At 47.4% G+C, this 20337-nt stretch carries 18 protein-coding genes; 13 read left to right on the top strand and 5 right to left on the bottom strand.

Annotation, left to right across the window (positions count from 1 at the left end; genetic code table 11):
* The first annotated feature begins 91 nt into the window (after positions 1 to 91).
* On the top strand, positions 92 to 3718 hold the full coding sequence (gene rpoB / locus ACRYI5_RS10380) for a DNA-directed RNA polymerase subunit beta (protein WP_448225189.1): 3627 nt from the start codon (positions 92 to 94) through the stop codon (positions 3716 to 3718).
* Between the two features lie 41 nt (positions 3719 to 3759).
* A complete protein-coding gene (gene rpoC, locus ACRYI5_RS10375; protein WP_407879311.1) occupies positions 3760 to 7404 on the top strand; it encodes a DNA-directed RNA polymerase subunit beta' in 3645 nt (1214 codons plus the stop codon).
* Between the two features lie 528 nt (positions 7405 to 7932).
* On the opposite strand, the gene ACRYI5_RS10370 is transcribed toward rpoC, so the two are convergent.
* The 3 genes from ACRYI5_RS10370 to ACRYI5_RS10360 form a co-directional block, all read right to left on the bottom strand.
* Positions 7933 to 9612, bottom strand: a complete 1680-nt coding sequence (locus ACRYI5_RS10370; RefSeq protein WP_448225188.1) for an oleate hydratase — start codon at positions 9610 to 9612, stop codon at positions 7933 to 7935.
* A gap of 8 nt (positions 9613 to 9620) precedes the next feature.
* A complete protein-coding gene (locus ACRYI5_RS10365) occupies positions 9621 to 9974 on the bottom strand; it encodes an ArsR/SmtB family transcription factor (RefSeq protein WP_407879308.1) in 354 nt (117 codons plus the stop codon).
* Between the two features lie 98 nt (positions 9975 to 10072).
* Entirely contained in the window at positions 10073 to 10768 is a 696-nt protein-coding gene (locus ACRYI5_RS10360; protein WP_448225187.1) for a prepilin peptidase, read from the bottom strand.
* A 71-nt stretch (positions 10769 to 10839) separates the two neighbouring features.
* Between ACRYI5_RS10360 and ACRYI5_RS10355 the strand changes: the two genes are divergently transcribed.
* The 4 genes from ACRYI5_RS10355 (at position 10840) to fusA (ending at position 14194) form a co-directional block, all read left to right on the top strand.
* Positions 10840 to 11094: a hypothetical protein gene (locus tag ACRYI5_RS10355; protein WP_448225186.1), complete on the top strand. Its 255-nt coding sequence runs from the start codon at positions 10840 to 10842 to the stop codon at positions 11092 to 11094.
* A complete protein-coding gene (rpsL, locus tag ACRYI5_RS10350) occupies positions 11081 to 11494 on the top strand; it encodes a 30S ribosomal protein S12 (RefSeq protein WP_017262644.1) in 414 nt (137 codons plus the stop codon). Before ACRYI5_RS10355 ends, rpsL begins: the two co-directional genes overlap by 14 nt.
* A gap of 20 nt (positions 11495 to 11514) precedes the next feature.
* The gene (rpsG, locus tag ACRYI5_RS10345; protein WP_407879303.1) at positions 11515 to 11985 is read left to right on the top strand and encodes a 30S ribosomal protein S7; all 471 of its coding nucleotides are present in this window, start codon (positions 11515 to 11517) and stop codon (positions 11983 to 11985) included.
* A 109-nt stretch (positions 11986 to 12094) separates the two neighbouring features.
* On the top strand, positions 12095 to 14194 hold the full coding sequence (fusA, locus tag ACRYI5_RS10340; RefSeq protein ID WP_407879301.1) for an elongation factor G: 2100 nt from the start codon (positions 12095 to 12097) through the stop codon (positions 14192 to 14194).
* Between the two features lie 77 nt (positions 14195 to 14271).
* On the opposite strand, the gene ACRYI5_RS10335 is transcribed toward fusA, so the two are convergent.
* Positions 14272 to 15693 carry a C69 family dipeptidase gene (locus ACRYI5_RS10335; protein ID WP_448225185.1) on the bottom strand — a complete coding sequence of 474 codons (1422 nt, stop codon included), beginning with the start codon at positions 15691 to 15693 and terminating at the stop codon, positions 14272 to 14274.
* Between the two features lie 112 nt (positions 15694 to 15805).
* Positions 15806 to 16354: a cysteine hydrolase family protein gene (locus ACRYI5_RS10330; RefSeq protein ID WP_448225184.1), complete on the bottom strand. Its 549-nt coding sequence runs from the start codon at positions 16352 to 16354 to the stop codon at positions 15806 to 15808.
* Between the two features lie 340 nt (positions 16355 to 16694).
* Between ACRYI5_RS10330 and rpsJ the strand changes: the two genes are divergently transcribed.
* From rpsJ to rplV, 7 genes are all read left to right on the top strand, one after another.
* Positions 16695 to 17003 carry a 30S ribosomal protein S10 gene (gene rpsJ / locus ACRYI5_RS10325; protein WP_407879295.1) on the top strand — a complete coding sequence of 103 codons (309 nt, stop codon included), beginning with the start codon at positions 16695 to 16697 and terminating at the stop codon, positions 17001 to 17003.
* Positions 17004 to 17079: 76 nt separating this feature from the next.
* Entirely contained in the window at positions 17080 to 17739 is a 660-nt protein-coding gene (gene rplC / locus ACRYI5_RS10320) for a 50S ribosomal protein L3 (protein WP_407879293.1), read from the top strand.
* Between the two features lie 26 nt (positions 17740 to 17765).
* The gene (gene rplD / locus ACRYI5_RS10315; RefSeq protein WP_407879292.1) at positions 17766 to 18392 is read left to right on the top strand and encodes a 50S ribosomal protein L4; all 627 of its coding nucleotides are present in this window, start codon (positions 17766 to 17768) and stop codon (positions 18390 to 18392) included.
* Positions 18392 to 18679 carry a 50S ribosomal protein L23 gene (gene rplW / locus ACRYI5_RS10310; RefSeq protein ID WP_407879290.1) on the top strand — a complete coding sequence of 96 codons (288 nt, stop codon included), beginning with the start codon at positions 18392 to 18394 and terminating at the stop codon, positions 18677 to 18679. The genes rplD and rplW overlap by 1 nt, the downstream gene beginning before the upstream one ends.
* Positions 18680 to 18765: 86 nt before the next feature.
* A complete protein-coding gene (rplB, locus tag ACRYI5_RS10305) occupies positions 18766 to 19599 on the top strand; it encodes a 50S ribosomal protein L2 (RefSeq protein WP_407879288.1) in 834 nt (277 codons plus the stop codon).
* An 86-nt stretch (positions 19600 to 19685) separates the two neighbouring features.
* Positions 19686 to 19964 (top strand): 30S ribosomal protein S19, encoded by a 279-nt coding sequence (gene rpsS, locus ACRYI5_RS10300; protein ID WP_407879286.1) that lies wholly within the window; start codon positions 19686 to 19688, stop codon positions 19962 to 19964.
* Between the two features lie 16 nt (positions 19965 to 19980).
* The gene (gene rplV, locus ACRYI5_RS10295; RefSeq protein ID WP_017262655.1) at positions 19981 to 20328 is read left to right on the top strand and encodes a 50S ribosomal protein L22; all 348 of its coding nucleotides are present in this window, start codon (positions 19981 to 19983) and stop codon (positions 20326 to 20328) included.
* The last annotated feature ends 9 nt before the right edge of the window (positions 20329 to 20337 follow it).

The following is a 20337-nucleotide window of genomic DNA, read 5'->3' as shown; positions in this document are numbered from 1 at the left end:
TTATGCTCAAAAATCGATTTACAGGTGATTTGTAATCAACTTGTAACATTGATTGGACGGGCTTATTCACCGGAAAACCTCAATCGAAGGAGTGAAGAACTTGGCAGGGCATTTAGTTAAATACGGTAAACACCGGACCCGTAGAAGTTACGCACGCATCAAGGAAGTTCTTGATCTGCCGAACTTGATTGAAATCCAAACGGATTCTTACCAATGGTTCCTAGACGAGGGACTGCGTGACATGTTCGACGACATCATGCCAATTGATGACTTCCAAGGAAACTTGTCATTGGAATTCGTTGACTACCAGTTACTCGAACCAAAATACACTGTGGATGAAGCACGTGAACATGATGCAAACTACTCTGCACCATTGCACGTGACGTTGCGGTTAACGAACCACGAAACTGGTGAAATCAAGAGCCAGGACGTGTTCTTCGGTGACTTCCCGCTGATGACTGATCAGGGGACGTTTATCATCAACGGAGCAGAACGGGTTATCGTATCACAATTAGTGCGTTCACCTGGTGTCTACTACAACGAAGATGAAGACAAGAACGGCCGTGAAGTCTTTGGCGCAACCGTTATTCCTAACCGTGGTGCATGGTTAGAATATGAAACGGATGCAAAGCAAATTTCTTACGTTCGGATCGACCGGACACGGAAGATCCCAATGACGGAACTTGTTCGTGCACTGGGCTATGGTTCTGACGATGAAATCATTGACATCTTAGGTGAAAGTGATGCATTGATGAACACCCTTGAAAAGGATATCCACAAGAATTCTGAGGACTCACGTGTTGAAGAATCCTTGAAGGATATCTACGAACGGTTGCGGCCTGGTGAACCAAAGACGGCTGACTCATCACGGAGCTTGTTGACGGCGCGGTTCTTCGATCCAAAGCGTTACGACACAGCCCCTGTTGGTCGTTACAAATTAAACAAGAAGTTGGACTTACACACCCGTTTGCTGGGCTTAACGTTAGCTGAAACATTGGCTGACCCTGAGTCTGGTGAAGTTATTGCTGAAAAGGGTACTGTGATCGATAAGACTGTAATGGCCGAATTATCACCATATCTGGATCAGGAAGACTTTAAGGCTGTAACGTACACACCTTCTGATGAAGCCGTTGTGACAGAACCAATGACTGTTCAAGTGATCAAGGTCTTCTCAAAGAACGACCCTGAACAAGTTTTGAACATGATCGGTAACGGTCACATTGACTTAAAGAACCACACCATTCAACCAGCTGATATCGTGGCTTCAACCAACTACTTCTTGAACTTACAAGAAGGCATTGGCTCAACGGATGATATCGATCACTTGGGTAACCGGCGGATTCGTTCCGTGGGTGAACTGTTACAAAACCAATTCCGGATCGGGTTATCCCGGATGGAACGTGTGGTTCGTGAACGGATGTCCATTCAGGATGCCGCTACAGTAACGCCGCAACAATTGATCAACATTCGTCCTGTTGTGGCTTCAATCAAGGAATTCTTCGGAAGTTCCCAACTGTCACAATTCATGGATCAAACCAACCCACTGGGTGAATTAACGCATAAGCGGCGTTTATCTGCTCTTGGACCTGGTGGTTTGACCCGTGACCGTGCCGGTTATGAAGTCCGGGATGTTCACTACACCCACTATGGTCGGATGTGTCCCATCGAAACACCTGAAGGACCGAACATTGGGTTGATCAACTCACTGTCCAGTTACGCGAAGGTTAACCGTTACGGATTCATCGAAACACCATACCGGCGTGTCTCATGGGACACACACAAGGTTACTGACCGAATCGACTACTTAACGGCCGACGAAGAAGATAACTTTGTTATTGCCCAAGCCAACTCACCACTGAACGACGACGGTTCATTCGTTGACGACACAGTGTTGGCTCGTTCAAAAGATGAAAATATTGAAACATCATTAGACAGCGTCGACTACATGGACGTTTCGCCTAAGCAGGTCGTTGCGGTTGCCACAGCATGTATTCCTTTCTTGGAAAACGATGACTCCAACCGTGCCCTGATGGGTGCCAACATGCAACGTCAAGCTGTGCCATTGTTGAACCCCCACGCACCACTCGTTGGGACTGGGATTGAATACAAGGCTGCGCATGACTCTGGAGTTGCATTGATCAGTAAGGCTGCCGGAACAGTTGAATTCGTTGACGCACGGCAAATTCGTGTTCGTCGTGAAGACAGCACGCTCGACACTTACAAGTTGATGAAGTTCCGCCGTTCAAATGGTGGTAAGAACTACAACCAACGGCCAATTGTTAGCGTGGGTGACTCAGTTGATGCTGATGAAATCTTAGCTGATGGGCCTTCCATGGAAGGTGGGGAATTAGCCCTTGGGCAAAACCCATTGATCGCCTTCATGACGTGGAATGGTTACAACTTCGAAGATGCCATCGCCATTTCAGAACGGTTGGTTAAGGACGATGTGTACACGTCGATCCATATTGAAGAATATGAATCAGAAGCACGTGACACAAAGCTCGGACCTGAAGAAATGACGCGTGAAATTCCTAACGTTGGTGAAGATTCCTTGAAGGATCTTGACGAACAGGGGATTATCCGGGTCGGTGCTGAAGTTCAAGATGGTGACATCTTGGTTGGTAAGGTTACACCAAAGGGTGTTACTGAACTCTCTGCGGAAGAACGGCTGTTACACGCCATCTTCGGTGAAAAGGCACGCGAAGTTCGTGATACGTCACTTCGTGTTCCTCATGGTGGTGGCGGAATTATCCAGGATGTTAAAATCTTTACCCGTGAAAACGGTGATGAACTGTCTCCTGGTGTTAACATGATGGTTCGGGTCTACATCGCCCAGAAACGTAAGATTCAGGTCGGTGACAAGATGTCTGGTCGTCATGGGAACAAGGGGACCGTTTCAATCGTGATCCCTGAAGAAGACATGCCATACATGCCAGACGGAACACCAATCGACATCATGCTGTCACCAATGGGTGTGCCTTCCCGGATGAACATCGGGCAAGTGCTTGAATTGCATTTGGGAATGGCTGCTCGTAAGTTAGGTATTCATGTTGCAACGCCTGTCTTTGATGGTGCGCAAGACGAGGATATCTGGTCAGCCGTTAAGGAAGCCGGAATGCCTGATGACGCTAAGTACATTCTGTACGATGGGCGGACTGGTGAAGCCTTTGATAACCGGATTGCCGTTGGTGTGATGCACTACCTGAAGTTGGCCCACATGGTCGACGACAAGATCCACGCCCGTTCAATCGGACCTTACTCATTAGTTACGCAACAACCACTTGGTGGGAAAGCGCAATTTGGGGGCCAACGGTTTGGTGAAATGGAAGTTTGGGCCTTGGAAGCTTACGGTGCCGCTTACACGTTACAAGAAATTTTAACGTACAAGTCAGATGACGTTGTTGGTCGTGTAAAGACCTATGAAGCCATCGTTAAGGGCGATCCAATTCCAAAGCCTGGTGTGCCAGAATCATTCCGTGTGTTGGTCAAGGAATTACAAGCCTTAGGTCTGGACATGACGGTGCTGGACAGCAACAAACAAGAGATCGAACTGCGTGACATGGATGAAGACGAAGACGATGTTGTCAACGTTGATGCGTTGAGTAAGTACGCTGCTGAACATCCCGTTGACGAAAAGACGGATGATCAACACCCAGCGACAAACGCAACGGAACAACCAGCACCTGTTGAAAAATCTGAACACACAACAAACGAATAGTGTGATCTGTCACCATTGAAAATGAGAGGGAGGTCAATCCTTTGATTGATGTCAACAAATTTGAAAGCATGCAGATTGGGCTTGCATCGCCCGACAAAATCCGCAGCTGGTCATATGGTGAAGTTAAGAAGCCAGAGACCATCAATTACCGGACATTAAAGCCTGAACGTGACGGGCTGTTCGATGAACGGATTTTTGGACCCACGAAGGACTGGGAATGTGCCTGTGGTAAGTACAAACGGATCCGTTATAAGGGTGTTGTTTGTGACCGTTGTGGTGTTGAAGTTACGCGTTCTAAGGTTCGTCGTGAACGCATGGGCCATATCGAATTAGCTGCCCCAGTAACCCACATCTGGTACTTCAAGGGAATCCCAAGCCGGATGGGCTTAGTTCTTGACATGAGCCCACGGGCTTTGGAAGAAGTGATCTACTTCGCTTCTTACGTTGTCTTGGAATCAGGGAACACACCATTAGAACGCAAGCAATTGCTGTCCGAACGTGAATACCGTGAAAAGAAAGCCCAATACGGGAATGAATTCCAGGCTGAAATGGGTGCCGAAGCCATTCGGAAGCTGTTAGCGACCGTTGACTTAGACAAGGAAGCCGTTACTTTGAAGGAAGAACTGAAGGAAGCTTCTGGTCAAAAGCGGACGCGTGCCGTTCGACGTTTGGACATTTTGGAAGCCTTCCTGCAATCCGGTAACCGTCCTGACTGGATGGTTATGGATGTTGTTCCGGTTATTCCGCCTGACTTACGGCCAATGGTTCAGTTGGAAGGTGGCCGGTTCGCCACTTCTGACCTGAATGATTTGTACCGTCGGGTTATCAACCGTAACAACCGGTTGAAGCGGTTATTGGACTTAAACGCACCAGGAATTATCGTTCAAAACGAAAAGCGGATGTTACAAGAAGCCGTTGACGCCTTGATCGATAACGGTCGTCGCGGCCGTCCTGTTGCTGGTCCTGGTAACCGGCCATTGAAGTCACTGTCACACATGTTGAAGGGTAAGCAAGGACGGTTCCGTCAAAACTTACTTGGGAAACGTGTTGACTACTCCGGCCGTTCTGTTATCGATGTTGGACCAACGCTGAAGATGAACCAAATGGGACTTCCTGTGCCAATGGCCATGGAACTCTTCAAGCCATTCATCATGAAAGAATTGGTTAAGCGTGAACTCGCTTCAAACATCAAGAACGCGCGGCGGAAGATTGATCGTCAAGATAACGATGTTTACGATGTCTTAGAAGACGTTATCAAGGAACATCCAGTGTTACTGAACCGGGCCCCTACCTTGCACAGACTTGGGATTCAAGCATTTGAACCCGTGCTGGTGTCAGGGAAGGCCATGCGGGTTCACCCACTGGTGTGTGAAGCCTACAACGCCGACTTTGATGGTGACCAAATGGCCATCCACGTACCGTTGTCTGACGAAGCGCAAGCTGAAGCACGGTTATTGATGTTAGCTGCTGGTCACATCTTGGCACCTGCCAATGGTCGTCCAGTGGTTACACCATCACAAGATATGGTTATCGGGAACTACTACCTGACAACTGAAGAAGCTGGCCGTGAAGGTGAAGGGATGATCTTTAAGGATCTGAACGAAGCCCGCGTTGCTTACCAAAACGGTTACGTGCACTTGCACAGCCGGATTGGTGTGCAAACGTCATCCATGACGAACAAGCCATTTACAGATGACGAACGTCAGCACATCTTGATTACGACCGTTGGGAAGATGATCTTTAACGCCATCTTGCCAGAAGAATTCCCATACTTGAACGAACCAACGTCAGCAAACCTGACGGATGGTGTGGACGACCGGTTCTTCTTGGAACCAGGCGCTGATTTGAAGGCTGTGTTGAGCAATCAACCACTGAACGATCCGTTTAAGAAGGGCTTCTTGGCCGACATCATTGCCGAAGTTTACAAGCGTTACAAGGTAACAGCAACGTCACTTCTGTTGGACCGGATGAAGGACCTAGGGTACTACGAATCCACGAACTCCGGTCTGACCGTTGGGATTGCTGATATCTCAACGTTGAAGACAAAGAATGACATCGTGCTTGACGCACGTAAACAAGTTTCAACGATTTCAAAGCAGTTCCGTCGTGGGTTGATTACCGATGACGAACGTTACCAACGTGTGATCGACGTTTGGAACACTGCCAAGGATGACATCCAAGAGCAACTGGTTGACTCAATGGAATGGAATAACCCAATCTTCATGATGAGTGATTCTGGTGCCCGTGGTAACATTTCTAACTTTACGCAACTTGCCGGAATGCGTGGTTTGATGGCTGCGCCTAATGGTCAAACGATGGAACTGCCAATCGTCTCAAACTTCCGTGAAGGGCTCTCTGTCTTGGAAATGTTTATTTCCACCCATGGTGCTCGTAAAGGGATGACCGATACGGCCTTGAAGACTGCCCAATCTGGGTACCTGACTCGTCGTTTGGTTGACGTTGCGCAAGACGTTATTATTCGTGAAAAGGATTGTGGTACAGACCGTGGTCTGACCATTCACGCCATCACGAACGGTAATGAAATGATTGAATCATTGTACGAACGGATGCTCGGTCGTTACGCAATGAAGACAATCTACCACCCAGAAACGGGTGAAATCATTGTTAATGCTAACCAAATGCTGGATGAAGACGCTGCGCAAGCAGTTGTTGACGCCGGCGTGACGGAAGTTGTGATTCGTTCAGCCTTCACTTGTAACACCCAGCACGGGGTTTGTGAACGTTGTTATGGACGGAACATGGCAACTGGTGACCGTGTTGAAGTTGGGGAAGCTGTTGGGACAGTTGCCGCTCAATCAATCGGTGAACCAGGGACGCAATTAACAATGCGTAACTTCCATACCGGTGGTGTTGCCGGGGATGATATCACTCAAGGGCTTCCTCGTGTTCAAGAAATTATTGAAGCGCGGAACCCTAAGGGTAAGTCAGAAATTTCCGAAGTTACTGGGACGATTGTTTCAATCGAAGAAAACCCAGCTGAACGGACGAAAGAAGTTACGGTTAAGGGTGAAGCCGAAACACGGTCATACACGTTACCATTACGGGCCCGTATGCGGGTTGCTGAAGGTGACTTTATCCACCGTGGTTCAGCCTTAAACGAAGGGGCCATTGACCCTAAGGAATTACTGAAGGTTCGTGATGTGTTATCGACCGAAAACTACTTACTCCGTGAAGTCCAACGGGTTTACCGGATGCAAGGGGTTGGGATCGCCGATAAGCATATTGAAATCATGGTTCGTCAAATGATGCGGAAGCTCCGTGTTATGGACCCAGGTGACACTGATATGTTACCAGGAACGTTGATGGATATTGCTGACTTCAAGAATGCCAACACGAAGACGCTGATTGCTGGTGGGATTCCTGCTACTAGTCGGCCAGTGATCCTTGGGATTACCAAGGCTGCCCTGGAAACAAACAGTTTCTTATCAGCCGCTTCCTTCCAAGAAACAACGCGTGTCTTAACGGACGCCGCAATTCGTGGAAAGAACGACCCATTAGTTGGGTTGAAGGAAAACGTTATTATCGGGAAGATCATTCCTGCCGGGACTGGGATGCCAGATTACCGGAAGATTCAGCCTAAAGAAGCTGAAGTGACCGGAACGGAAGGCGTTTACTCCATCAGTGATTTAGAAAAGAAGATGCGTGAAGAAGACGCCAGAAACTAATGGGTGACCATTAGTGAGGTACATGTGACTTCATGTGTTAACGAAAACGGGACTCGACCATTACGGTTGAGTCCCGTTTTTTTGTGGGGTGAATAATGGGTAAGCTCTGTCGACCGAAAACGCGAGCCAGACCACAGACTTTTTTCAGGTGACGTAAACACCGAACTCATGGACTAGAAACGTCTGTATAGTGAGGGCTGTGTTGGTTTTTTCTGCCGAAAACGCGAGCCAAACCACAGGCCTCTTTCTCATCTAACGAAAAAATGCACTTATGGACATGAACCGTTCAAATGCCTAGTTCTAGCTGCCGAAAACGCGGGCCAAACTACAGACCTCTGTCTCATCTAACATAAAAATGCACTTATGGACATGGAACCGTCCAAATGCTAGTTCTAACTGCCGAAAACGCGAGCCAAACCACAGGCCTCTTTCTCATCTAACGAAAAAATGCACTTACGGACATGAACCGTCCATAAGTGCATTTTTACGTTACCTGAGTAGGCCTAACCGTGGTTTGGCTCGCGCTTTCTATCTAAACATTGTCTTTGTTGCCCGCGCCATTACCTTCGGGCTCTTCTCGTAGTGGTGCATTGGTGTCATTTCGGTTTCTGGAATTCCTAAGAACGTGTACACAGCCAGCTGCGCACAACGGAACGAATACTGTTCAGTGAAGACCATGTCAAACGGCATTTCCGCAAACTGACTGATAAAGGCCAGGTTGTGGCTGTGCTTTGGAACAACTAACGGTCTGTCACCGACTGCACGCCGGTTAAAGAGGGCGCTTGCGTAAGGCATGTAAACAGGGATGACATTGACAGTGGTTGCCATTAATTCATCGGTCCGATTAGCAATGCTATCACGGCTATCGTCCACTTCGTTTAGGTGGCCAAGAACTTCCGTTAAGATCTCTCGACCAGTCATCTTGATGTATTCCTTGTCCACATAATCACCATGGCGCCGTGGGTACATGACGTAGCCCCAGAAGACCGTTTCGTTTTCCTTTTGGGCGTGGAAGTGTGGTTGGTGATGCACCACGATGGACATCAGCCCAGTACTATCGACCCAGGTGTTGAGGGCGTTACCAGGTTGTTGTTGTGTAATCCGGGTAATTTCGTTTAGAAGGTCATGGTTGTCATTGGTGACGGTGAAACTCATCCATTCACTTTGTTGACGATCATTGAAGAATTTATCTGGATGACCCAGGTCATAGAAGTGACCGGCAGCTTGCTTCCAGAGTTGAGCACTTGGCGCATATTCATGGTTTTCAACCAGTGGCGTATCCATGTCCCCGTAAGAAGAACTGTCCGTGATGGAACCATTTGTATCAAACACAAAGTCATGTTCATCAACATCTTGATGGCCAGGCTTGTTGGCGTTATCGACTTCTTCGTAATCAAAACCAGTCACAATGATGTCGTCACGTAACGGTGTGTCCTTAAAGGTTAACGCGGTGATTTTACGATTATTAACAAACGTAACACCATGATCACTCAAGAATTTCCGCATTGGTAGAATTAAGCTTTCGTACTGATTGTACGGTGTCCGCGTGACACCCTCCAGTGTGTTGATGCGGCTAAATTCAAGGATCATCCGGTTCATATACCGGCGGAGTTCCATTGCTGAACTTTGACGTTTGAACGCGAACGTTGTTTGCCACATGTACCAGAAGTTTGTGGTAAAGAAGTGTGGGGAGTCAGCAAACCAATCGTCGATCCCGATATCATTTAGCTTAGCTTCCTTACTTTCTGGCATCATCATCAACTTGGTGAGCAAGACTCGGTCGAGGTTGTTAAACTGCATGTGTGAATAATCATTTTGGTCGCCCTTATTACGAATCCCGTTAACCTTGTCCATTAAACGGGCAACGTCGTGGGTTGGGTGCGCATGATCAAAATCAAGGATTTCTTCAGTGACAGATTTTTCAGGATGGTCTAAGGATGGGACAAACCGCATGAGATCCCAGAGATTTTCATACGTCTCTTCATTCAGCATCCGGCCACCCTTAGCAAGGTACCCCTTGGTGTTAGCGAGGGCCTGGTTACTGTATTCATTAGTGTAATCTGCGGTTGGCGCACCATCGTTTGCACCGTGCGTTTCAAGGCCGTACATGGTGATTTGGTCACTATTCCAGCCACCATCGCGAATTAAATAGAGTCCTGCGGCAAGGTTCCCGATCCCAGTTCCAATCATATAAGCATGTTGTGCCATATCTTCACTCACTCCTTTGATTGTTGTGGCGCGTGATTTCCGTTTCGAATCGTAGTTAAAAGGTGTTCGACTTGATCCAGCGCAGCAGTGACAGTTAACCGGTAACGGTGGTGAAGACCATCGCGAGTCGGTTCAACAAGTCCAGCTTGACGCAAGATCTTTAAATGGTGTGACACGGCAGGTTGTGACAGGTTCATCTGTGCGGTGAGTTCTGTCACCGTCAACCCATTTTTTAAATGGGCCCCCAGCAGGATAATTAGCCGTTGCCGGTTTGAATCCGCCAAGGTGTTTAAGAGGTCCAGGTTGGCAATGAACTCGTCCAGTGCCCGCTGTTGGCCAGCCGTTAACTGTGACTCAACCACAAAACCACCGCCTCTCCATTAATATATTTAACTACATGAATATGGTACGGCCGTTGAATCATTTTTGCAACCGTTTACACTTGCCTGCCGAATGGGTGCTAGGGGAGAATCATTAACGTTAAACAACTACCGATCCAGAGGGCCGGGAAGAATGGCAGACGCTGCCTGGAAGCCGTTCTCCAAGCGAATAGCAGAAAGACCCAGCAGGCTAGAAAAATGATTACTAACGTCCGCGTTGTGTCGAACCACAGCCAAAGGATCACCATAAGGTCGAGGTCGCCAGCACCGATCACAGGCCAATACCGACAACATGCTTGTAGAAGTAAATAACCAAGGATAACAAGCATAAGGGGCCACCACGAGCGCTGGGCCCAAAGATAGTGTGTCATTGATAGACCAGCTAATTGAGTCAGCCCACTAGCACTGACAGTTTGGGTGCGGTGGTCTTGAACACTGAGCGCTAATAAAGCAAGACAAAAACATGCGGTTAGGATGGTTTGCGGCAGTGACTGACGAGTGACGGTCATTGCAAGTGTGCTGCCAGCGAGAATTTCAACGAGTAGGTAGTGTTCACTGATAGGGTGATGACAAAAGTGGCACCGTCCGTGCTGAATAAGCCACCCAATGCAGGGCCACAATTGCCACCAAGTTAGGGGATGATGGCAGTGATCACAACAAGAACGGGCGACCAGTAAGGGGCGGTTAGTGAGGCAACGCTGCGTGGTGCAAACGATCCCAGACGCAAAGATCGTGCCGTAAATAAAGGTGACAAGCGGGATAAAAGCTGATATCATAAGCGTCATGCTCCCTTTCGTAGGGGTTCCGGTGGTGTTAGTAACGACATACGGTAATAAAGTCGTTTTTAATGAACAAATTTGCTGTTATTTCGCCGTTTTTTCCGCCGGAGCGCTTGACGCCAGTAGGTGAGGATGATATTCTGTTAAAGGTGCTTTTTTGTGAAAGTGTCTGCCATCCATGGCGGCTGGAGCTAAAACAGCAATCATACTGGAAAACAGATTTGGGTTTTCTTTTTTTAATACCAAAAAAAGAACCGCCTGGATGTGTGGACTTAAACTTAAACCAAAAATTGGAAGGAGGACTTTTAGATGCCAACGATTAACCAACTCGTTCGTAGTGGTCGTAAATCTAAAACGTCAAAATCAGATGCCCCAGCATTAAACTTCGGGTATAACAGCTACAAGAAGGAACAAACTAACAACGCTGCTCCTCAAAAGCGTGGGGTTGCCACTCGTGTCGGAACCATGACACCAAAGAAGCCTAACTCAGCTTTGCGGAAGTACGCCCGTGTTCGTTTGTCTAACTTGATTGAAGTTACGGCTTACATTCCTGGTATCGGTCATAACCTGCAAGAACATAGTGTTGTTCTTATCCGTGGTGGCCGTGTTAAGGATTTACCTGGGGTTCGTTACCACATTATCCGTGGTGCTCTGGATACTGCCGGTGTTACTGACCGGAAACAAAGCCGTTCTAAGTACGGTACTAAGAAGCCTAAGGCTTAATCAAGAAAGGAAGATAAACGATGGCTCGTAAAGGACATATTCCAGCACGTGAAGTGTTGCCAGACCCAATTTATAACTCAAAACTGGTTACCCGTTTAATCAACCGCTTGATGTTAGACGGTAAGCGGGGAACTGCTTCAACGATTTTATACAGTGCCTTTGATCAAATCAAAGAACAAACTGGTAACGAACCGTTAGAAGTATTTGAAGAAGCAATGAACAACATCATGCCTGTAATGGAAGTTAAGGCCCGCCGTGTTGGTGGTTCTAACTACCAAGTGCCAATCGAAGTTCGTCCAGAACGTCGGAGCACATTAGGCTTACGTTGGTTAGTTCAATACTCACGTTTACGTGGGGAACACACCATGACAGAACGTTTAGCACGTGAAATCATGGATGCTGCCAACAACACTGGTGCTTCTGTTAAGAAGCGTGAAGATACGCACCGGATGGCAGAAGCCAACCGTGCCTTCGCACATTACCGTTGGTAAACTAAACTGGCCGTTTGGCTGGCAGCACCCCTTGACACCCATCTTGCAATGCGGTGTCATTTTTGGGATTTAGGCAAAACAAGCGAATTAATTTTTAAAGGAGATAACAATGGCTAACAAACGTGAATTTCCACTCGAAAAAACACGTAACATCGGGATCATGGCCCATATCGATGCCGGTAAAACAACGTTAACTGAACGGATTCTTTACTATACTGGTAAGATCCACAAAATTGGTGAAACCCATGATGGTGCTTCACAAATGGACTGGATGGCCCAAGAACAAGAACGTGGGATTACCATTACATCAGCCGCTACAACGGCTGAATGGAACAAGAACCGGATTAACATCATCGATACACCAGGACACGTGGACTTCACAATCGAAGTTGAACGTTCTCTACGTGTGTTGGATGGTGCCATTGCCGTTCTTGACGCCCAAGCTGGTGTTGAACCTCAAACAGAAACTGTTTGGCGTCAAGCATCAACTTACGACGTTCCTCGTATCGTTTTCGTTAACAAGATGGACAAGTTGGGTGCCAACTTCGACTTTTCTGTTGAATCATTAGGCGACCGTTTGGATGCGAACGCACACGCTGTTCAAATGCCAATTGGTGCCGAAGATGACTTCGAAGGGGTTATCGACCTGATCGAAATGAAGGCCGACCTTTACGATGAAGATGCTTTAGGGACTGAATGGGACACTGTTGATATCCCAGAACAGTACGTTGAAGAAGCACAAAAGCGTCGTGACGCATTGGTTGAAGCTGTTGCTGAAGCCGATGAAGCTGTGATGGAAAAGTACTTGAACGGTGAAGAAATCAGCAAGGATGAACTGAAGGCTGGAATTCGTCGCGCAACGTTGACGAATAACTTCTTCCCAGTTCTTGCCGGTTCTGCCTACAAGAACAAGGGTGTTCAGATGTTGATGGATGCCGTTGTTGACTACTTACCATCACCAATCGATGTTAAGCCTTACACGGCCATTGATCCTGAAACTGACGAAGAAGAAGATTTGGTTGCCGGTGATGACAAGGACTTCGCTGCCTTGGCATTTAAGGTTGCCACTGACCCTTACGTTGGTCGGTTAACGTTTATCCGTGTTTACACGGGGACGTTGGAATCAGGTTCTTACGTGCTGAACGCAACAAAGGACAAGCGTGAACGTGCTGGTCGTTTGTTACAAATGCACTCTAACCAACAAAACGAAATTCCTGAAGTCTTCTCTGGTGATATCGCTGCCGTTATCGGTTTGAAGAACACCACAACAGGGGACTCCTTGACTGCCGTTGACCACCCACTGCACCTTGAATCAATGGTCTTCCCTGACCCAGTTATCCAAGTTGCCGTTGAACCTAAGACGAAGGCTGACCAAGACAAGATGAACAACGCCTTGCAAAAGCTTTCTGAAGAAGACCCTTCATTCCGTGCTGAAACGAACCCTGAAACAGGTGAAACGTTGATCTCTGGGATGGGTGAACTTCACTTGGACATCATCGTTGACCGGATGCGTCGTGAATTTAAGGTTGACGCCACTGTTGGTGCACCTCAAGTTGCGTACCGTGAAACGATCACGAAGAGCGTTCAAGTTGAAGGTCGGTTTATCCGTCAGTCCGGTGGTAAAGGTCAATATGGGGATGTTTGGATCGAATTCACACCTAACGAAATGGGTGGGGGTTACGAATTCGAAGATGCCATTGTCGGTGGGGTTGTTCCTCGTGAATACATCCCTTCAGTTGACCAAGGTTTGAAAGAAGCCATGGCTAACGGGATGCTTGCCGGTTACCCAGTTGTTGACGTAAAGGCCAAGCTTTACGATGGTAGTTACCATGATGTCGATTCATCAGAATCTGCATTTAAGATTGCCGCTTCATTGGCATTACGTGAAGCTGCTAAGAAGGCTGCCCCAGTTATCCTTGAACCAATCATGAAGGTCGACATTGTCGCACCTGAAGACAACCTTGGGGATGTTATGGGTCACGTAACCGCTCGTCGTGGAACAATCGATGGGATGGAAGAACGTGGGAACTCACAAGAAGTTCACTCATTCGTACCATTGTCAGAAATGTTTGGCTACGCAACGACACTGCGTTCATCAACGCAAGGTCGTGGGACTTTCACAATGACATTCGACCACTACGCTGCTGTTCCTAAGGCTGTGCAGGAAGAAATTGTTAAGAAAAATGGTGGTAACCACCACGAAGACTAATTTTAATTAGTCGACGATATAAAAACGTGTTGAGAAATTTTCTCAACACGTTTTTTGTTGCTCAAATTTAGAGCTACTTAGTAATTATCCCGGGTGAAAGCACCAGGCACCAAGTTACCGCCCTTACCTACAAGGGTGGCCAGGAGCTTAGCAGTTTCAGCCATGATGTGATCGGCTGTTTCTTGGTTAGCAGCTGTTAGTGCAGTGGTCAAGGTAGTTCCGCTCTGATTGGCCATGGCAGCGTCAATTTCGTTAACGCGGTGGTGACCATACCCCAACGTCTTTTCTTGGTAACTTTCGACATCACTGATTAAAGCTTGGAAATGGTCCGCAGTAATTAATGAAATCAACCGGTTAGCCCAGTAGGCGTTGTTACTGTCGAGCACGGCGGTGGTGTCACGGTAGCTTGCCGGGGTATCTGTGACGTTAGTAAAGAATGGCACCAACGTATTGAACGGATTGGCAGCCATGGCAACCCACTGAATGGCAGAGCGTTCAGCTGGAACGTTTGGCCGCAATTGAAGCACGCAAAGTTCTTGGGTCCGGTTAATGCCGATTGGCCGGAACGGGGCCGTTTCCTTTGTGGCACCCACAGCAAACGGATCGTACGGTGTGTCTTGGTAATGTGAACTCAAAACAAACTTGATGTCTTCAATGGTGATTTTACGATCGGCCCGGCAAATAAACGGGAGGTCGTCACTCATTGGTGTTTTACCGGTGACACTGTCAGGACTGAAGTAACGTTGTGCGTACCAAGCCCGCGGCGTGTTATAGTGATGGTCTAACTGTGAGTGGGAACCAAAGATTTCGCGGAAGTTAAAGTGATCACCAAGGTTGAGGTGGTTTTCTTCAGCAAACGTTTCAAGATCGTCGGCAAACATAAAGTTACTTGTGTCGGCAAAGTTGACTTCCTGAATTCCAGTTTGGTTAGGGGCAACGACGTAAGCATCATCGGGCACACGTTGCGCAACCCAGTGATGGCCGCCAGCCGTTTCCATGTACCAAATCTCGTTAAGATCTGAAAAGATAATGCCGTTTGTTTCGTAGGTCCCGTGGTCCTTTAGTAACTGGCCGACCCGTGTTACCCCTTCACGAGCAGAGTGAATGTAGGGGAGGGTGATGGTCAAAAGGTCTTCTTCACCCAAACCATCAGCGACAAGTGGATCGGCGCCGAGGACACGCTCGTTAGTCGTAATGGTTTCGGTAGCACTCATGGCAATGTTTTCACTGTTGATCCCGGCTTCACCCCAGATCCCACTATCAGGCACCGCGTTTGGAATGGCGGTGTAGCGAAGGGGATCGTCAGGAAGTGTCAGTGTGAGTTTACTCAGCTTGGCGTGGTAGTCGCGCGGCTGATCATCCGGTTTGACAACAATAAACTTTTTAGGATCAACTGCCGTGCCGGCGTCTTCATTACGTGCAATTAAGGTCGAACCGTCATAGCTGGCGTTTTTCCCAACTAGAATGGTCGTACAGGTGCTAAATTCAGATAGTGACATGAACGTAACCTCCAAAATTAGATTAAGTAACTAGTAACGAACCTAACCTCATGGTACCACTAATCAATGCTTGGCGAGTTAACCGTAAAGGAACCCTATATTATAGAAGAAACTAGTCAACAATCGTCGCACCCATGGCGTGTTCAAAGTGGTTCAGTGCCCAGGCGTGCCCGGTAGGATCAAACGATGCAACGGCAGTCCGGTGAACGGTTAGGTCGTAATCAAGGTCATAGGCATCAACGGCGGTATGCAGGACACAGATGTCGGTGCAAACGCCGGCTAGATGAAGGTCTGTGATCTGTCGTTGACGAAGGTAACTATCTAATCCGGTGTTCGCGAAAGCACTGTACCGATTCTTATCCATAAAGTGAACGTGTGAATCGTTTTGGTGGGTCGCATACCAGTCAGCAAGCTGGCCGTAAAGTTCCCGGCCCCAGGTCTTGGCAAGGTTGTGAGGTGGATAGAGCGCGGTTTCTGGATGATACGGATCGTTTTCTTGGTGAAGATCCGTTGGTAAAATCACGGCATCACCATGATCTAAAAAAGAATTTGCAAGGTCAATGATGGGGTGCTCGAGGGCCTGGCCAACAGAACCAGTCGTTAAGGCCCCGTCTGTTGCAACAAAATCGTTGGTGTAATCAATGATGAGTAACGCACGCATGAGCAAAACCTCCTTGGGTTGATGTGCTTTCATTATATCGGCAATGAGAGAAAAAAACTTCGAAAAACTTTTATTGAAAAAATTAGCCGAATGTCAAAAAGTTACAGATATGTTTCAATGCGGGAAAAGTAAATAAATCCTTGTCATTAAAGGTTTCAGCTGGTATAGTAGGTAAGTGCTTGTGCGAGAGAAGGGGTTAAACACCCCTGAAACGCCTGGCAACAAGCGAGCGTTGATGTAAAAGATTGCGACACACCCGGCCGCTTTGCCACGGGGGTGCGTCGGTAACTTTTACGGAGTTAGCCTATTTAATAAAAATAGACGTTAGGAGGGAACAATTATGGCAAGTAAGAAAATTCGGATTCGCTTAAAGGCTTATGAACACCGGATCCTTGATCAGTCAGCTGACAAGATCGTGGAAACGGCAAAACGGACTGGTGCTGAAATCGCAGGACCAATTCCATTGCCTACTGAACGCACACTTTTCACTGTGTTACGTTCACCACATAAGTTTAAGAAGTCACGTGAACAGTTCGAAATTCGGACTCATAAGCGTTTAATCGACATCGTGAACCCAACTGCTAAAACAGTTGATTCATTGACTAAGCTTGAATTGCCAAGTGGTGTTGATATCGAAATCAAGCTTTAATTCTTGGTTTCATCTTGTTCCACGACGAGCGATCGTCGCTAAACTACAAAAATTACATTATATCGGAGGTGTATTCATGACCACTAAAGGAATCTTAGGGAAAAAGGTCGGGATGACGCAGGTCTTCACGGAAAACGGTGAATTAGTTCCCGTTACTGTTATCGACGTTACACCTAACGTAGTGTTGCAAGTTAAGACTGTTGAAAATGACAGTTACAACGCAATCCAGTTAGGTTTCGGCGACAAACGTGAAGCACTGTCTAACAAGCCCGAACAAGGTCATGTAGCAGCAGCAAAAACGGCTCCTAAGCGCTTCGTTCGTGAAATTCGCGATGTTGAGCTTGGAGACATTAAAGTCGGTGACGAGCTTAAAGCAGACGTCTTCGCAGAAGGCGAAGCAGTCGACGTCACGGGAATCACAAAGGGTCATGGGTATCAAGGTAACATCCATAAGGATGGTCAAAGCCGTGGGCCTATGGCGCATGGTTCTCGTTACCACCGTCGCCCAGGTTCATTGGGTGCCGTTATCAACCGTGTTTTCAAGGGCAAATTGCTGCCAGGCCGCATGGGTAACAACAAAGTAACCATGCAAAACCTGAAAGTTGTTCGCGTTGACTTGGAAAACAACGTTCTGTTGATCAAGGGTAACGTTCCTGGTGCCAACAAGTCATTCGTAACAATCAAGAATTCTGTTAAGGCCGGTTTGAAGAAGAACAACCGCCATAGCGAAAAATAGTTTAAGGGAAGGGAGGACAAACAGTTATGACTACCAGCGTTGATTTATTCAAGCAAGATGGTAAGAGTGCCGGAACGGTTGAATTAAACGATGCCGTTTTCGGAATCGAACCAAACAACAATGTCATCACCGATGCCGTATTGATGCAACGCGCTTCATTACGTCAAGGAACTCACGCCGTTAAAAACCGGAGTGCCGTTTCTGGTGGTGGTAGAAAGCCATGGCGCCAAAAGGGTACCGGTCGGGCTCGTCAAGGGTCAATCCGTTCACCACAATGGCGTGGCGGTGGGATCGTCTTCGGACCAACCCCACGTTCATATGCTTACAAGCTGCCTCAAAAGGTTCGCCAATTAGCTATGAAGTCAGTATTATCACAAAAGGTTTTGGACAAAGCCTTAGTTGTTGTTGATGTCTTGGACTTCAAGACACCAAAGACTTCTGAATTTGCCACGGTTTTAAACAACCTGAAAGTTGCTGAAAAGACCCTTGTTGTGGTTGAAGATGACAACGAAAACGCAGCTCTGTCTGCACGTAACTTAGCTAATGTCACTGTATTGACTGCTAAGGGCGTTAATGTTTTAGATGTTGTTAACAACGACAAGATGGTGATTACCCAATCTGCTCTTTCTCAGGTAGAGGAGGTGCTCGCATAATGGAAGCACGTGATGTGATTTTGCGCCCCGTTGTTACTGAGTCATCAATGGCCGACATGGACATGAAGCGTTACACGTTTGATGTTGATACTCGCGCTACCAAGACCCAGATCAAGAGCGCCATCGAAGAAATCTTCGATGTTAAGGTTGTCAAAGTTAACGTTATGAACGTTAAGGGCCACCTTAAGCGCCAAGGACGTTTCAGTGGTTACACAAAGAAACGTCGTAAGGCAATTGTTACTTTGAGTTCAGACTCAAAGGAAATCAAGTTATTTAACGAAGAATAGTCTTCTTCGATCTATGCGCCGATGATGTTATGGCTCCTCACAAGGGACAACCAGTCACGGCACGACAATTTTAGGAGGAAAGCATAGTGGGTATCAAGAGTTATAAACCAACCACTAACGGTCGCCGTAACATGACCGGTTCCGACTTTAGTGAAATCACTAAGACGACTCCAGAAAAGTCCTTATTGGAATCACAAAGTCACCGGGCAGGCCGTAACAACCAAGGTCGCATGACAGTGCGTCACCGTGGTGGTGGTACTAAGCGCGCTTACCGGATTATCGACTTTAAGCGGATTAAAGACGCTTACAAGGCAACGGTTAAGGCAATCGAATACGATCCAAACCGGACTGCTAACATTGCATTATTGGTTTACGAGGATGGAACAAAGTCATACATCTTAGCACCTAAGGGTCTGGAAGTTGGCACTGTTGTTGAATCAGGTCCAGATGCAGATATCAAGGTTGGTAATGCATTGCCATTGACTAACATCCCAGTTGGGACTGTTATCCATAACATTGAATTAAAGCCTGGTAAGGGTGGTCAAATCGCCCGTTCTGCTGGTGCTTCAGCACAATTGTTGGGTAAGGAAGGCAAGTACGCCTTAGTTCGTTTGGCTTCTGGTGAAGTTCGGATGGTTCTGGCTGCAGGCCGTGCAACGGTTGGTGCAGTTGGTAACGAACAACACGAACTGATCAACTTAGGTAAAGCCGGTCGGAAACGTTACTCTGGCCAACGTCCTCACGTTCGTGGTTCTGTAATGAACCCTAACGATCACCCACATGGTGGTGGTGAAGGGAAGGCCCCAGTTGGTCGTCCATCGCCAATGTCACCATGGGGTAAGAAGACTGCTGGTAAGAAGACGCGGAACCACAGTGCTCGTTCAAACAAGCTTATTGTGCGTGACCGTCGGAAGAAGTAATCTTTCTTATTCGATACACATACGACATTTAGTTGTAAAACACTTGAACGCGTTAGCTAATCGCTAACATGAGAGGAGGCCACACGATGGGTCGTAGTCTTAAAAAAGGACCTTTCGCCGATGAACATCTGTTGAAGAAAATCGCTGCTCAAGCGGATTCTGAAAAGAAGACAGTGATCAAGACTTGGTCACGTCGCTCAACGATTTTCCCAAGCTTCATCGGATACACAATCGCTGTTTATGACGGACGGAAGCATGTCCCAGTTTTCATTTCTGATGACATGGTTGGTCATAAGCTCGGCGAATTCGTTCCAACGCGGACATTCCGCGGACACGCCGGTTCTGACAAAGTAACTGGTAAATAATTAGGAGGACTGAACATTGGCTGAACAAGTTACATCTGCAAAAGCAACTGCAAAGACTGTTCGCGTCGCTGCTCGTAAGGTTCGCCTAGTTGTTGACCTTATTCGCGGCAAGAGCGTTAACGAAGCATTTGCCATTTTAAAATTCACGCCACGCGGCGCTGCCGAAGACGTAGAAAAAGTATTGAAGTCTGCTGTAGCCAACGCTGAAAACAACTTCGACTTAGATCGCGCTGATCTGGTCGTTTCTGAAGCGTTCGCAAATGAAGGACCAACCCTTAAGCGGTTCCGTCCTCGGGCTAAGGGTTCCGCATCACCAATCAACAAGCGGACTAGCCACATTACAGTAGTCGTATCTGAAAAGTAGGAGGAAACG

The sequence above is a fragment of the Furfurilactobacillus sp. WILCCON 0119 genome (assembly GCF_053471565.1).
This window is presented reverse-complemented; position numbering and strand designations above follow the sequence as displayed.

Excerpts from the sequence above, each read along its gene's own strand:
- ACRYI5_RS10330 (WP_448225184.1), bottom strand. The coding sequence starts at position 16,354 with ATGCGTGCGTTACTCATCATTGATTACACCAACGATTTTGTTGCAACA.
- rplD (WP_407879292.1), top strand. The coding sequence starts at position 17,766 with ATGACTACCAGCGTTGATTTATTCAAGCAAGATGGTAAGAGTGCCGGA.
- rpsJ (WP_407879295.1), top strand. The coding sequence starts at position 16,695 with ATGGCAAGTAAGAAAATTCGGATTCGCTTAAAGGCTTATGAACACCGG.
- ACRYI5_RS10370 (WP_448225188.1), bottom strand. The coding sequence starts at position 9,612 with ATGGCACAACATGCTTATATGATTGGAACTGGGATCGGGAACCTTGCC.
- ACRYI5_RS10335 (WP_448225185.1), bottom strand. The coding sequence starts at position 15,693 with ATGTCACTATCTGAATTTAGCACCTGTACGACCATTCTAGTTGGGAAA.
- ACRYI5_RS10355 (WP_448225186.1), top strand. The coding sequence starts at position 10,840 with ATGAACAAATTTGCTGTTATTTCGCCGTTTTTTCCGCCGGAGCGCTTG.
- rpsS (WP_407879286.1), top strand. The coding sequence starts at position 19,686 with ATGGGTCGTAGTCTTAAAAAAGGACCTTTCGCCGATGAACATCTGTTG.
- ACRYI5_RS10360 (WP_448225187.1), bottom strand. The coding sequence starts at position 10,768 with ATGATATCAGCTTTTATCCCGCTTGTCACCTTTATTTACGGCACGATC.
- rplW (WP_407879290.1), top strand. The coding sequence starts at position 18,392 with ATGGAAGCACGTGATGTGATTTTGCGCCCCGTTGTTACTGAGTCATCA.
- fusA (WP_407879301.1), top strand. The coding sequence starts at position 12,095 with ATGGCTAACAAACGTGAATTTCCACTCGAAAAAACACGTAACATCGGG.
- rpsL (WP_017262644.1), top strand. The coding sequence starts at position 11,081 with ATGCCAACGATTAACCAACTCGTTCGTAGTGGTCGTAAATCTAAAACG.
- rplC (WP_407879293.1), top strand. The coding sequence starts at position 17,080 with ATGACCACTAAAGGAATCTTAGGGAAAAAGGTCGGGATGACGCAGGTC.
- rpsG (WP_407879303.1), top strand. The coding sequence starts at position 11,515 with ATGGCTCGTAAAGGACATATTCCAGCACGTGAAGTGTTGCCAGACCCA.